Here is a 14,429-nt window from a genome sequence, read left to right as displayed (position 1 = left end):
AGAGGAAAGAATTTTACCCATGTATTTTGTAATCAGATCTATTGTTGGTTAGTTCGTGAATTAATAAACCATCGTTTATTGCGATGCAAATATACATCATTTTTGCTTATCGCAAATCTTTGATACAATAATTTTTATTTCTCGCAACTAGATGTTTAGTTTTTGGGGCAATAACTCAAGAGCGTTCCTTTTTGTCATGTTATTAAACGATCGTTTTTCGATATAAAATACGTTTATCGCAACAGTTTTCGTGCGTCTATAATACATAGCACTGTTTAAGTGGGGTGTGCGGAACACATGGCAATAAATCAGGACCGGTAACAGGGTTAGTGCGCGAAGCGCGTCCGATCGGTTGGTAGAATAAATTTACATGATCGAGGATAAGAAAGTACATTGGTATGTCGCTTACACGCGGGTAAATCAAGAATTATTAGTCAAGAAAAAACTGGACGAACTGGGAATCGAGAATTTTCTTCCGCTAGATGAACAACTGCGGGATACTCCGTTTGGTCGAAAGACTATTCGTGTCCCTTTGATTCACGGTATGATTTTTATCCGCACGGACAAGGTGACGAGTTTCTCCTTGCTTAACGAGTATTCCCTGAATATGGTTTACCTGAAAGATATAGAAGGACGCGGTTCCTTGATCGTTCCCGACAAGCAGATGGAAGATTTCATGTTCCTGCTGGATTTCTCTCCCGAGGGTATCGAGATATTGAATAAAGACCTCAAGCGGGGAGACCGGGTTCGGGTGATTAAAGGACCGTTACAAGGCTTGGAAGGAGAGTTGGTCCGTTTGCGAGGGCACAAGCGGGTGGTGATCCGCCTGGAAGGAGTGGCATCGATCGCCACGTCTTACATCCCCGGTTCATTCCTTGAAAAAATAGAATAGCGAATGGATAGATTCAAGATTTATGAAATTATAAATCTGAAGTTGTAAATCAAAAATTACAGATGGAAAAAGGTTTGTTTCACGATTTGTACAGGCAACTGGACAATCTTGATCTCCGGTCGTGTTCCCCCGCGAGCTTGTCGGGATTGCTGCACGGATACCTGACGGTGTACTCGATGGTACGGGTGTACCCGTGGCTGGAGCGTGATTTTGGTACCCCTGGTGATATTCACGAGCGGGCGAAATCGATCGTTCACTTGTATCCTGGGCAGTTGCAAAGCGATGATATTTCCGTGGATACCCGGGCGGGTTACGCGGCGGACAAGATGGATGTCTACCAGTTGTATTCGGACTTGAATTACCTGAAAAATGGACTGGATGCGGCATACCGGATCCTGTCGTCACGTGGGAACGGCAAGATCTTGTTGCCTTGCCGGACGCCTAATATTTGTCGTTTGTTGTGTAATTGTTACTATTTTGCCGGAGACGGGGAGTGCGGGGAACTTGCCGGTCGTTTGGTGACGGAGGCGTTGGGATATATTCGTGGCGGAGACCGTGGCGTGTTGCTGGCGTGGTGGGATTCCATTTGCTTGTACGGTGACGCCGTGGGAGCGATGATGTTACCCGGGGAAGATTATAAACGGCTGGAGGAGGAACGGGCTCGTTTGCGGGTGAGCGTGGAGCGGGAGGAGGAGAAGAAGGTTGCACTTTTCCGGCAGACGGGACAGGAGGCAGACTTCGGTCTGGTGTCGGATGTTTTTTATATCTTAGCGAAACGGGAGTTCAAGGGAATGAACGAGTGATCGTGATTCTTCATTTTTGATATTCAATAAAATTAATATACCATGAAAATATCAGTTGCTGGAACCGGTTATGTCGGTTTAAGCATCGCTACCTTGTTGGCACAGCATAACGAGGTGACAGCCGTGGACATTGTTCCCGGGCGTGTTGAACTGGTGAACAACAAGAAATCACCCATTCAGGATGATTATATAGAGGAGTACCTGGCAACGAAACCCTTGCATCTTCGAGCCACGACGGACTGGGAAGCGGGGTACCGGGATGCCGAGTTCGTGGTGATCGCCGCCCCGACGAATTATGACTGCCAAAAGAATTTTTTTGACACGTCGGCAGTGGAAGACGTGATCGGGAAGGTGTTACAAGTGAACCCTGGAGCCGTGATGGTGATCAAGAGCACGATTCCCGTGGGTTACACGAGAAGCGCGCGGGAAAAATACGGCACGCGTAATATCATTTTTGCCCCGGAATTCTTGCGGGAGAGCAAGGCGCTTCACGACAACCTCTACCCGTCGCGGATCATCGTGGGGTACGACCAGTCGGACAAGGAACTGGAGGCGAAGGCACGGCTGTTTGCCGGGTTGATCAAGGGTGGTGCCATCGAGCAGAACGTGCCGGTGCTGTACATGGGCAGCACGGAGGCGGAGGCGGTGAAGTTGTTTGCCAATACATACCTGGCTTTACGGGTAAGCTATTTCAACGAGCTGGACACGTACGCCGAGTTGAAGGGATTGGACACGCGGCAGATCATCGAGGGTGTATGCCTTGATCCCCGGATAGGTGACCATTACAACAACCCGAGTTTCGGTTATGGTGGGTATTGCCTGCCGAAGGACACGAAACAGTTGCTGGCGAACTACGCCGACGTGCCGCAGGACATGATGAGCGCCATCGTGGAGAGCAACCGTACCCGGAAGGATTTCATCGCCGACCAGGTGTTGAAGATGGCGGGTTACTACAAGTCGAACAGCGCTTACGACGCCTCCCGGGAGCATGTTTGCACGATCGGTGTTTACCGCTTGACCATGAAGTCGAACTCGGATAATTTTCGACAATCGAGCATCCAGGGGGTGATGAAGCGGGTGAAAGCGAAGGGGGCACGGGTGATCGTGCACGAGCCGACGCTGGAAGACGGGACGACGTTCTTCGGCAGCGAGGTGGTGAACGACCTGGAGCGTTTCAAGCGGGAGAGCCAGGCGATCATCGCCAACCGGTATGACGCCTGCCTGGATGACGTGGCGGGGAAGGTGTACACGAGGGATGTTTTCAAGAGAGATTGATAATTAAATAGATAAATGAAGATACTTGTAACGGGAGCGGCGGGTTTTATCGGTTTCCACGTGGTGAAACGCCTGCTGGAGCGTGGCGATGAAGTGGTCGGGTTGGATAACATCAACGATTATTACGACGTGAACCTGAAGTACGCCCGGTTGGCGGAAACGGGGATCACGTGGGAAGGTATTGAACCCGGGAAGCTGGTGCGGGGCGGGAGGTACCCGTTGTACCGTTTCGCACGGATGAACCTAGAGGACCGGGAGCGATTGCCGGAACTGTTCGCGCGGGAGAAGTTCGACCGGGTGGTCAACCTTGCCGCGCAGGCGGGAGTGCGTTACTCTCTCGAGAACCCGTTCGCTTACGTGGACAGTAACCTGGTGGGATTCGTGAACGTGCTGGAGTGTTGCCGTCATCACGGCATACAGCACCTGGTTTACGCTTCCTCGAGCAGCGTGTACGGGTCGAACGACAAAGTGCCTTTCTCGGAAGAGGATCGGGTGGACGATCCCGTGAGCCTGTACGCCGCCACGAAGAAGGCGAACGAGTTGATGGCGAGTTGTTATTCCAAACTTTACGGTATACCCGCCACGGGATTGCGGTTCTTCACGGTTTACGGCCCGTGGGGACGCCCGGACATGGCACCGATGCTTTTCGCTAAAGCGATCGTGAACGGGGAACCGATCAAGGTGTTCAACCGGGGAGACTTGAGCCGGGATTTCACGTACATAGACGATATCGTGGAGGGAGTGCTCCAGGTACTGGACAAAGTGCCGGGAGGCGACGGGGATCGTCGCCACGAGGTGTACAACATCGGTTGTTCCTCGCCGGTGAGATTGATGGATTTCATCGAGTGCCTGGAAAACGCCCTTGGCAAGAGAGCGGAGAAGATCTACTTGCCTATGCAACCGGGTGACGTGTACCGGACTTACGCCGACACGTCTAAACTGGAACGGGAAGTGGGGTACAAGCCGAGCGTGACGTTGGAAAAGGGAGTGGGCGAGTTCGTGGGGTGGTGGAGAAACTACTCGATAGAATTAACTTAGAAAAAGTAATATAATTAGTTAAATATGTCCATTTTTAAAGATAAGGTTCTTTTGATTACCGGGGGAACGGGTTCTTTCGGTAACGCTGTGTTGCGGCGATTTTTGAATTCCGATATAAAAGAGATCCGGGTATTCAGCCGAGACGAGAAAAAGCAGGATGACATGCGTCATTTTCTTCAAGCCAACAGGGAGAATGTGGCTCATAAGGTGAAGTTTTATATCGGCAACGTGCGGGACCGGCAGTCCGTGGATGGTGCGATGACGGGGGTGGATTACGTGTTCGCGGCGGCGGCGTTGAAGCAGGTGCCGAGTTGCGAGTTTTTCCCGTTGCAGGCGGTGCAGACGAACGTGATCGGGACGGATAACGTGCTGGAATCGGCGATCGCCCACGGGGTGAAGAACGTGGTGGTGCTGTCGACGGACAAGGCGGCTTACCCGATTAACGCCATGGGGATCTCGAAGGCGATGATGGAGAAGGTGGCGATCGCCAAGGGACGTGCGCTGGGAGAGGGTGCCGCGACGACGATTTGCTGCACCCGTTACGGGAACGTGATGGCGAGCCGGGGAAGCGTGATCCCGCTGTGGGTGGACCAGATCACGTCGGGAAAGCCGATCACGGTGACGGACCCGAACATGACCCGTTTCATGATGACGCTGGATGATGCGGTAGACCTGGTGATGTACGCTTTCGAGCACGGCCATAACGGGGACTTGTTCGTGCAGAAAGCCCCGGCGGCGACGCTGGAGGTGCTGGCAGCGGCGTTGAAGCGGTTGTACAAGACGGACACGGAGGTGAAGGTGATCGGCACCCGCCACGGGGAGAAGTTGTACGAGACGCTGGTGACCCGGGAGGAGATGGCGAAGGCGATAGACATGGGGGATTATTACCGTGTTCCTTGCGATAACCGGGATTTGAATTACGACAAGTTTTTCACGGAGGGGAACGAGGACATGGCGAGAATAGAGGATTACCACTCGCACAACACGGCTCGCCTGGACGTGGAAGGGATGATGAACCTGTTGTTGAAGTTGCGTTTTATCCGGGAGGACCTGGGACTGGAGGAGAAGGTGAAAACGACGGAGATCAAGTCAGAATAAATAGGTTCCTCAAGAATTTTTCGTATCTTTGTGAAAATTTGAAGCATGAAAAAGGGAAAAACATATCAAAAGGCAGAGGAACAGCCCCAGTCTCTTCACGAACCGGTTGCAACATACGGAATTGTTGCTTGTAGCGTGGATGATTACTTGAATGCTATCCCGGAAAATACAATGCGTTCGTTGATAGATTCGTCGCTCGAGGATTTCCATCATGGACGTTGCACGTCTCATTCGCGGTTGGATTCATGGATCAAGGATCGAATGGGGTGGAAATAGTTTGGTCTCGTTTAGCGAAAGAGACGTTGGCCTTGGTCTTGGATTATATACAGACGAGTTTCGGGGATGTTGTCGCCAAGAAAGTATACACTAAAATCAATAATCATGTTGATTCATTAGCATTTTTCCCTCGAATCGGGATACTGGATAAACGTTATTCTTCGGAGATCTTGGAAGTCCGGTATATTGTTAGTACCCCAAATATTATTCATTACACGATTGTAGAAGACGTTATTATTATCATATCAGTTTTTGATACTCGTCGTTCTGTTGAAACCATAGAAACGGTTATACGTGATTTTTTGAAACCATAGAACGGGATGAGTCTCGTTAGTTTGATTTAGCCTGTATTATTAAAATCTTATGAACATACTTGTGACGGGAGCGCGCGGTTTCGTGGGTCGGAACCTCGTGTCCCAATTGCGTAACATACAGTCGGGCAAGGCCCGTTGTTACGGAGACGTGGCGGTTGACGCCGTTCTCGAGTACGACGTGGACTCGAGAACGGGGGAACTTGACGAGTTTTGCCGGGTGTGCGATTTCGTGTTCAACCTGGCCGGTGTGAATCGCCCGACAGACCCGGGAGAGTTCATGGCGGGCAATTTCGGTTTCGCCTCCACTTTGCTGGACACGTTGAAGAAGCACGGGAACACGTGCCCGGTGATGCTTGCCAGTTCGATACAGGCGACGCTGGAGGGGCGTTACGCGGGGAGTCCTTACGGGGAGTCGAAAAAAGCGGGCGAGGGGTTGTTTTTCCGTTACGCGGCGGAAACGGGGGCGAGGGTGCTGGTGTACCGTTTCCCGAACTTGTTCGGCAAGTGGTGCCGCCCGAATTACAACAGCGTGGTGGCGACTTTCTGCCATAATATCGCGAATGACCTTCCCATCCAGGTGAACGACCGTTCGACGGAACTGGAGTTGTTGTATATTGATGACCTGGTGGACGAGATGATCGCCGCGCTCCGGGGTGAGGAACATCACTGCGAGTTCGAGGGAGTGGAAACGGTGTTGAAACCCGAGGGGCGTTATTGTGCCGTGCCAACGACGCACAAGGTGACGCTGGGCGAGATCGTCGATTGGTTGGGTAGCTTCAAGGAACAGCCCCGGACACTGGTGATGCCGGATATCGCACCCGGGAGTTTCGCGAAGAAATTGTACAGCACTTACTTGAGCTATTTGCCCGCGGGGAAGGTGGCGTTCCCGTTGAAGATGAACGCGGACGAGCGCGGTTCCTTCACGGAGCTTTTACGGACGGAGAATCACGGGCAGGTGAGCGTGAATATATCTAAACCGGGGATCACGAAAGGTCAACATTGGCATAACACGAAGTGGGAGTTCTTTATCGTGGTGAGCGGTCACGGGTTGATCCAGGAGCGGAAGATCGGTACGGACGAGGTGATCGAGTTCGAGGTGTCGGGCGAGAAGATTGAGGCGGTACACATGTTACCGGGGTACACGCATAATATTATCAACCTTAGCGCCACGGAGAACCTAGTGACGGTGATGTGGGCGAACGAGGCTTTCGATCCCGGGAAACCGGACACTTATTTTGAACCGGTGAAATAAATCTTTTGTAACAGATGGAAATAAAGCATGATTACTCGACCGTGACGTTCAAGAACGACGGTCGGTTGAAATTGTTGATCATCGTGGGAACACGCCCGGAGATCATCCGGTTGGCGGCGGTGATCAACAAGTGTCGCGAGTATTTCGACACGATCCTCGCCCACACGGGGCAGAATTACGATTACAACTTGAACGGGGTGTTCTTCCGGGATTTGAAGCTTTCAGACCCGGAGGTGTACCTGGATGCCGTCGGGGAGGACCTGGGGGCAACGATGGGGAATATCATCAATGCCAGTTATAAATTGATGGTGCGGTTACAGCCTGACGCCGTGCTCGTGCTGGGCGATACCAACTCGTGCCTTTCGGTGATCGGGGCGAAGCGGTTGCATATCCCGATATTTCACATGGAGGCAGGGAACCGTTGCAAGGATGAATGTCTACCGGAGGAGACGAACCGCCGTATAGTGGATATCATCTCAGACGTGAATATGGCGTATTCCGAACACGCCCGTCGTTACTTGGCCGATTGTGGTTTGCCTAAAGAGCGTACTTACGTCACCGGTTCTCCCATGGCAGAGGTCCTGCACCAGAATTTAGTCCAGATTCAAGCATCAAATATTCACGAGCGACTCGGGCTGGAGAAGGGAAAGTATATTCTACTGAGCGCCCATCGAGAAGAGAATATCGACACGGAGAAAAATTTCTTGAGTCTCTTTAACGCCGTTAACGCGATGGCAGAGAAATACGATATGCCGGTACTGTATTCCTGTCATCCCCGGAGCAGGAACAGGTTGCAGGCTTCCGGTTTCAAGCTGGATAGGCGAGTGATCCAGCACGAGCCATTAGGCTTTCACGATTACAATTGCCTACAGATGAATGCCTTTGCCGTGGTGAGTGACTCGGGTACCTTGCCCGAGGAGAGTAGTTTCTTCACCAGTATCGGGCATCCATTCCCTGCTATCTGTATCCGTACCAGCACCGAGCGTCCTGAAGCGATTGACAAAGGTGATTTTATCATTGCCGGTATAGAAACGAAATCCCTGCTCCAGGCTGTAGACATTGCCGTGAAACTTTGCAAGGACGGTCAGCACGGTATTCCGGTACCCGACTACGTGGACGAGAACGTGAGCACCAAGGTGGTGAAGATCATCCAAAGCTACGTGGATATCGTGAATAAAATGGTGTGGAGGAAATAAAAGTCGAGAAATCGAAGTTTTATGGATTACACATATTATAAACAATATATATATGTTCAACTTAGACAAATTCATCGCTGACTCGGTTACATTTCGTCCTGTCAGTATGTTTGAGGCAGATATTGAGGCAAACAAAGAGAAACTTACTGCTGAGATTAAGGGTAAGAAAATATGTGTGATAGGAGGCGCGGGATCTATTGGCTCCAGTTTTATCAAGGCAGTCCTCCGTTTCGAGCCCAAGTCTGTTGTTATCATTGACCTCAACGAGAACGGACTGGCGGAGTTAGTTCGTGATGTGCGCTCAACTGAAGACCTTTTTGTACCTGATGAGTTCCGCTGCTACACCCTCAACTTTGCTGACCCTATTTTTGAACGTATCTTCCGTGAGGAGAAGGGCTTTGACATTGTAGCAAACTTCTCTGCTCACAAGCATGTGCGTTCAGAGAAGGACAAGTATTCCGTTCAAGCACTCATTGAGAACAATGACATCAAGGCAAAGAAACTGATGGATTTGCTGACTGCCTATCCTCCAAAGCACTTTTTCTGTGTTTCTACTGATAAAGCAGCAAATCCTGTAAATATCATGGGAGCTAGCAAGCGCATCATGGAAGATCTTGTAATGGCGTATAACAAATACTTCAAAGTCACTACTGCACGCTTTGCCAATGTAGCATTTTCTAATGGTTCTCTTCCTGACGGTTGGATTCATCGTCTCCAAAAGAAGCAACCTCTTGCTGCGCCTTCTGATGTGAAGCGTTATTTCGTATCACCGGAAGAAAGCGGTCAGATATGTATGCTTGCGTGCGTACTTGGCAATGGTGGCGAAGTCTTCTTCCCGAAGTTGGGAGAAGACCAAATGCTTACTTTCTCTGCCATTTGTGATGATTTCGTGAAAGCCGAAGGATTTACCAAGGTTGAATGCAACAACGATCCTGAAGCAAAACAATATGCAGCTAAAATGTCCTACGAGTCAGACTTCTATCCTGTTGTGTACTTCAAGTCTGATACCACGGGAGAAAAAGCCTATGAAGAGTTCTACGTCCCTGGCGAGAAAGTCAACATGGACCGCTTCATGGCTTTGGGGGTAGTTGAACAGACTTTTCGCAAAAACATGAATGAAGTGAATGATTTCTTTGCCGAGCTCGAAAGTATCTTCCAGAAGGATGATTTCTCCAAGGTAGAGGTCGTAGAATCGATCAAAAAGTTCATTCCTAACTTCGAGCATGAGGAGAAGGGGAAGAATTTGGACCAAAAAATGTAAGATAATAGCTATTGATATGGCAGATTACAAAAAGACAATAGATTTTATTAAATTAATATACGGCAATAAGGAGTTTACGCCTCTTGCCGTTCCTGTATTTGCAGGAAAGGAAAAAGAATACCTCAACGAGTGTATAGATTCCACCTTTGTTTCATCTGTAGGTAAGTTCGTTGATCGTTTCGAGGAAGATATGGCAAAGTACACCGGTGCAAAACGTGCAGTGGTGTGCGTGAGCGGCACTAACGCACTTCATATGTCGCTTCTGCTCGCTGGAGTGAAAAAAGATGATGAAGTGCTTACACAGGCTCTCACATTTATAGCAACTTGTAATGCACTATCATACATTAGCGCACATCCAGTATTCCTTGATGTAGATCGTACTACTATGGGGCTTTCTTCTAATGCTATGAAGGAATGGCTTCAGAAGAATGCAGTAATTCGCAAGAATACTCGAATAGCAGAATTACCAGAGAGTCAAGACTTCGCTTATTGTGAGGATGAACTCGCTTGCTATAACAAGAACACCGGTCGTCGTATCAAGGCTTGTGTACCTATGCACACCTTTGGACATCCTGTTCATGTAGAGGAAATAGCAGATCTATGCAAAGAGTGGCATATAGAGCTTGTAGAGGATGCAGCAGAGTCGATCGGTTCTACCTACAAGGGCAAGCACACGGGTACGTTTGGTAAGATTGGAGCCATCTCATTCAATGGTAACAAGACTATCACCACAGGTGGTGGCGGTATGATGCTCTTCAATAATGAGGAGCTTGGAGCCTATGCGAAACATATTACCACGCAGGCCAAGGTGCCACATCGGTGGGAGTTCTGTCACGACCATATTGGTTTCAACTACCGTATGCCGAACATCAATGCGGCCCTTGGTTGTGCTCAGTTGGAGAATCTTGACAAGTGTATCGCCAGCAAACGTAAAGTGGCAGCCGAATACATCGAGTACTTCAAGAATGTCGATGGCATCGATTTCTTCGTTGAACCCGAGAACGCTTTTTCTAACTATTGGCTCTCAGCCGTTGTGCTTAAGGACAAGGAATCGCAACTCGATTTCCTCCAACAGACCAACGATAATGGGGTGATGACACGTCCTATTTGGGAACTCATGAATCGCCTGTCAATGTTCAAGAATTGCGAGAACGATGGTCTCCAGAATACCATTTGGTTTGCAGATCGTGTTGTGAATATACCTTCAAGTGTACGTTCTGAAGATTTGTAACATGGAGCAGAAGAATCTTATTCTCCTCGGTGGTGGAGGTCATTGCAAGTCCGTTATTGATGTGGCTGAATCAGCGGGCTACAACATACTCGGTGTGCTCGATATGCCAGAGAATGTGGGCAAGAATGTGCTAGCCTACAAAGTGATTGGTACGGATTATGACATCCTTCAGTATATTGGTATAGCTGAATTTGTCATAACCGTTGGCTTCATTAAGAATCCTGCTATCCGCATCAAACTATGTAATAAGGTAAAGGAAGCAGGTGGTAAGTTTGCTACTATTGTGGCTTCAACGGCTCATGTATCGAACTACTCCACGCTTGGCGAAGGAACAGTTGTCATGCATCAAGCAGTTGTAAATGCTGGAGTTCAGATAGGAACTAATTGCATCATCAACACTTTCACTAATATAGAGCATGATGCTGTAGTAGGCAATCAATGTCACATCTCTACAGGCACCATGGTCAATGGTAACTGCAAGGTTGGAGAGAGATGTTTTATTGGCAGTCAGTCGGTATTAGCCAATGGAATAAATGTAGGTGATGACATTATTGTGGGAGCGGGATCTTTTGTACGCAAGTCCATCTCAGAAAAAGGTATCTATTCCGGCAATCCTGCTGTACTCAAAATCAAAGCTAAATGAGCGAAGTATTAATCATAGCAGAAGCAGGTGTCAATCACAATGGCTCTATGCAGATCGCAAAACAACTTGTTGATAAGGCTGTTGAGGCTGGAGTGGATATTATCAAGTTCCAGTCCTTCAAGAGCGAGAAATTGGTCTCGAAGGTTGCAAAACAAGCTAAATATCAGCAACAAAACATAGGCAAGAAGAACGAAGGTCAGTTGGCAATGCTCAAGAAACTGGAGCTTTCTGTAAAAGATCATCAGGAGTTGATTCAGTATTGTAAGAAGTGCAATATCCGTTTCTGGTCAACAGCTTTTGATATGGAGAGCATCGAGTTCCTTCATTCTCTCAATATGAGACTCTGGAAGATACCTTCTGGCGAAATAACTAACTATCCTTATCTCAAAAAGATTGGGTCTTTTCATGAGGATGTGATTCTCTCTACGGGAATGTGTGAACTTTCTGATATTGAGGCAGTACTTAAAGTTCTTATCGAGGAAGGAGTCAAGAAGGAGCAGATTACCGTCCTCCACTGCAATACCGAATATCCAACACCATATCAAGATGTTAATCTTAAGGCAATGCTTGAGATAGGAGAGAAGTTTGGAGTGAAGATTGGCTATTCCGACCATACCAACGGCATCGAAGTGCCTATTGCAGCAGTTGCTTTGGGTGCTACTGTCATTGAGAAGCATTTTACGCTTGACAAGAATATGGAAGGACCTGATCATAAAGCATCGCTCGAGCCAGACGAACTGAAAGCGATGGTCTCAGCCATTCGCAATATAGAGCAGGCTCTTGGTTCTGGTCACAAGACTATCACTGAATCAGAACGCAAGAACATAGAGATTGCACGCAAAAGTATTGTGGCTGCTTGTCCTATCAAGAAAGGCGAAATATTGACTGAAGAGAATCTTACTGTCAAGCGGCCAGGAAACGGAATCTGTCCGATGCGATGGAATGAAGTTGTGGGAACAACAGCTATTAAGGACTTCGATGAAGAGGAGATGATTGTATTATGAGAAAAATATGTGTAGTAACAGGTAGTCGTGCAGAATACGGCATCCTTAGAAATTTGATGGCTGCCATCAAGAATGATCCTGAGCTGACGCTTCTGATTATTGCAACCAATCAGCATCTGTCCAAACTTCAAGGCGAAACCTATAGGGAAATTGAGCGTGATGGTTTGAGCATAGATTACAAAGTCTATATGGCAGATGATGAAGCACTAGACAATGTAAATTCTACGGCTAAATCAATAAGTCGAGGAGTTGCTGGATTTGCAGATGCTTTTGATGTTCTTAAGCCAGATATGCTCTTGATATTGGGAGACAGATACGAAATGCTTGCAGTAGCTTCAACTGCTCTTGTTTATAAAATCCCGATCGCACATCTTCATGGGGGCGAGATTACAGAAGGTGCTTTTGATGATGCAATTCGTCATGCCATCACAAAGATGAGTCATCTTCATTTTACTTCTACTGAAGCCTATCGCAAGCGTGTCATACAATTGGGGGAGCAGCCGGAACGAGTGTTTAATGTGGGTGCTCTTGGTGTGGAGAATGTTATGAAGAACGATTTTATGACCAAGGAAGAGATAGAGCAAAGTCTCAAATTCCAGCTGACAAACAAGTGTTTCCTTTGCACATACCATCCAGTCACGCTCTCCAATATGTCGTCTGAGGTGCAGGTTTTGAATCTGCTTGAGGCATTGGATAACTACAAAGATTATCATATCATCTTTACCTACTCAAATTCCGACACCAATTCGCAGATCATCATCAAGCGCATTCAAGAGTATGTGGATAAGAATACCGATCGATGCATGTTCATCCCTTCATTGGGTCAGAGATGCTACTTCTCAGTCCTCAAATACATGACAGCTATTTTGGGCAATTCTTCAAGCGGCATCATTGAGGTTCCGAGTTTTGGTATTCCAACTCTCAACATTGGTGACCGCCAGAAGGGACGTATAGCTGCAGATAGTGTGATTAATTGTGGATATTCCGCAAAGGAGATTAAGAACGGTCTTGCAAAGGTTGTTAACTTTTCGAACCCCTCAAACTTTTCGAACCCCTATTACAAGGAAGGTACCTGTCAAGTTATCTTGAACACCATCAAAACCTATCCATTAGAGAACTTGATTCAGAAACATTTCTACGATATATATCAATGAAAATTATAGTTATTGGACTCGGATCTATGGGGAAACGTAGAATCCGATTGATGAGCGAGCACAAGGAGGTGGAGCTCTTTGGTATTGACCGTCAGGAGTCTCGTTGTGTTGAAGTGAAAGAGAAGTTTGGCATTACATGCTACAACAGTATTGACGAAGCATGTAAAGTACAAGATATAGAGGCTGCTATCATTAGCACCTCACCACTCTCGCACGCAAGTATTATTAAGGAATGTCTGGAGTATAATCTTCATGTTTTCACCGAGATTAACCTTGTGCAGGATGGATATAAAGAGAATATCGCTCTTGCTAAAGCAATGGGAAAAGTGTTGTTTCTCTCTTCTACTTTCCTTTATCGCAAGGAAACCCAGTGCATTATCAAGAAAGTGCATGAGGCAACGTGTCCGCTCAACTACATCTATCATGTAGGTCAGTATCTCCCAGATTGGCATCCTTGGGAAAGTTACAACAACTATTTCATTGGCAACCCCAAGACGAACGGCTGTCGCGAAATTATGGCTATCGACCTTCCTTGGATAGTGACCGCTTTCGGTCCTATCAAGGATGTGAAGGCGCTGAAAAGCAAGAATACAGAACTCAATATCCAGTATGACGATAACTACCTTATCATGCTAGAACACAAGAATGGAACAAAGGGTGTTTTTGCTGTAGATGTGATAGCCCGTAAGCCTTATCGACACATTGATGTCTATGGCGAACAACTCCAACTTTCTTGGAATGGTACACCAGACTCATTGAACGAATATGATATCGAGAATAAGCAAGAAGTAAATATCACTTTTGAAGATGCTTCCGAGTACGTGGAGGGCTATGCAACTTTTATTACAGAAAATCCTTATAGAGAGGAACTCAACGCATATTTCAAGCAGATAGTCGATAGAAACTTCCATCCTGCATGGGACTTCGAAAAGGATAAGGTAGTCCTCGATTGGATCGATGTTATCGAAAAATAATTCATAAACTCTTTGTCT

General features: G+C 47.7%; 15 protein-coding genes. All 15 read left to right on the top strand.

Going from position 1 to position 14,429, the window contains the following annotated elements:
- The first annotated feature begins 370 nt into the window (after window positions 1-370).
- The 15 genes from A3CY_RS0103015 to A3CY_RS0102945 all read left to right on the top strand — a co-directional run bounded on the left by A3CY_RS0103015 (window position 371) and on the right by A3CY_RS0102945 (window position 14,411).
- Window positions 371-892 (top strand): UpxY family transcription antiterminator, encoded by a 522-nt coding sequence (locus tag A3CY_RS0103015; protein ID WP_018336421.1) that lies wholly within the window; start codon window positions 371-373, stop codon window positions 890-892.
- Window positions 893-954: 62 nt separating this feature from the next.
- The gene (locus tag A3CY_RS0103010; protein WP_018336420.1) at window positions 955-1,695 is read left to right on the top strand and encodes a hypothetical protein; all 741 of its coding nucleotides are present in this window, start codon (window positions 955-957) and stop codon (window positions 1,693-1,695) included.
- 42 nt (window positions 1,696-1,737) lie between these two features.
- Window positions 1,738-2,970 carry a nucleotide sugar dehydrogenase gene (locus A3CY_RS0103005; RefSeq protein WP_018336419.1) on the top strand — a complete coding sequence of 411 codons (1,233 nt, stop codon included), beginning with the start codon at window positions 1,738-1,740 and terminating at the stop codon, window positions 2,968-2,970.
- 15 nt (window positions 2,971-2,985) lie between these two features.
- Window positions 2,986-4,008, top strand: coding sequence for an NAD-dependent epimerase (locus A3CY_RS0103000; protein ID WP_018336418.1), 1,023 nt, complete (start codon window positions 2,986-2,988; stop codon window positions 4,006-4,008).
- 24 nt (window positions 4,009-4,032) lie between these two features.
- The gene (locus tag A3CY_RS0102995; protein ID WP_018336417.1) at window positions 4,033-5,106 is read left to right on the top strand and encodes a polysaccharide biosynthesis protein; all 1,074 of its coding nucleotides are present in this window, start codon (window positions 4,033-4,035) and stop codon (window positions 5,104-5,106) included.
- A 45-nt stretch (window positions 5,107-5,151) separates the two neighbouring features.
- Complete coding sequence (locus A3CY_RS0102990) at window positions 5,152-5,382, top strand: hypothetical protein (protein ID WP_018336416.1); 231 nt, start codon at window positions 5,152-5,154, stop codon at window positions 5,380-5,382.
- Entirely contained in the window at window positions 5,373-5,696 is a 324-nt protein-coding gene (locus tag A3CY_RS0102985; protein WP_018336415.1) for a type II toxin-antitoxin system RelE/ParE family toxin, read from the top strand. The genes A3CY_RS0102990 and A3CY_RS0102985 overlap by 10 nt, the downstream gene beginning before the upstream one ends.
- 49 nt (window positions 5,697-5,745) lie before the next feature.
- Window positions 5,746-6,948 carry a capsular polysaccharide biosynthesis protein CapF gene (locus tag A3CY_RS0102980; RefSeq protein WP_018336414.1) on the top strand — a complete coding sequence of 401 codons (1,203 nt, stop codon included), beginning with the start codon at window positions 5,746-5,748 and terminating at the stop codon, window positions 6,946-6,948.
- A gap of 14 nt (window positions 6,949-6,962) precedes the next feature.
- Window positions 6,963-8,144, top strand: coding sequence for a UDP-N-acetyl glucosamine 2-epimerase (locus tag A3CY_RS0102975; protein ID WP_018336413.1), 1,182 nt, complete (start codon window positions 6,963-6,965; stop codon window positions 8,142-8,144).
- 52 nt (window positions 8,145-8,196) lie between these two features.
- On the top strand, window positions 8,197-9,405 hold the full coding sequence (locus A3CY_RS0102970; protein ID WP_018336412.1) for a polysaccharide biosynthesis protein: 1,209 nt from the start codon (window positions 8,197-8,199) through the stop codon (window positions 9,403-9,405).
- 16 nt (window positions 9,406-9,421) lie between these two features.
- Complete coding sequence (locus tag A3CY_RS0102965) at window positions 9,422-10,636, top strand: LegC family aminotransferase (protein ID WP_026207239.1); 1,215 nt, start codon at window positions 9,422-9,424, stop codon at window positions 10,634-10,636.
- Between the two features lies 1 nt (window position 10,637).
- Entirely contained in the window at window positions 10,638-11,279 is a 642-nt protein-coding gene (locus tag A3CY_RS0102960; protein WP_018336410.1) for an acetyltransferase, read from the top strand.
- Window positions 11,276-12,283 (top strand): N-acetylneuraminate synthase, encoded by a 1,008-nt coding sequence (neuB, locus tag A3CY_RS0102955; protein ID WP_018336409.1) that lies wholly within the window; start codon window positions 11,276-11,278, stop codon window positions 12,281-12,283. Before A3CY_RS0102960 ends, neuB begins: the two co-directional genes overlap by 4 nt.
- On the top strand, window positions 12,280-13,437 hold the full coding sequence (gene neuC / locus A3CY_RS0102950) for a UDP-N-acetylglucosamine 2-epimerase (protein ID WP_018336408.1): 1,158 nt from the start codon (window positions 12,280-12,282) through the stop codon (window positions 13,435-13,437). Before neuB ends, neuC begins: the two co-directional genes overlap by 4 nt.
- Window positions 13,434-14,411: a Gfo/Idh/MocA family protein gene (locus A3CY_RS0102945; RefSeq protein WP_026207238.1), complete on the top strand. Its 978-nt coding sequence runs from the start codon at window positions 13,434-13,436 to the stop codon at window positions 14,409-14,411. Before neuC ends, A3CY_RS0102945 begins: the two co-directional genes overlap by 4 nt.
- The last annotated feature ends 18 nt before the right edge of the window (window positions 14,412-14,429 follow it).

Origin of the sequence: Butyricimonas synergistica DSM 23225 (assembly GCF_000379665.1) — a bacterium.
In the GTDB taxonomy this organism is placed as follows: domain Bacteria; phylum Bacteroidota; class Bacteroidia; order Bacteroidales; family Marinifilaceae; genus Butyricimonas; species Butyricimonas synergistica.
Note: the sequence above shows the minus strand (reverse complement) of the source record. Positions and strands in the feature narration are given on the sequence as shown.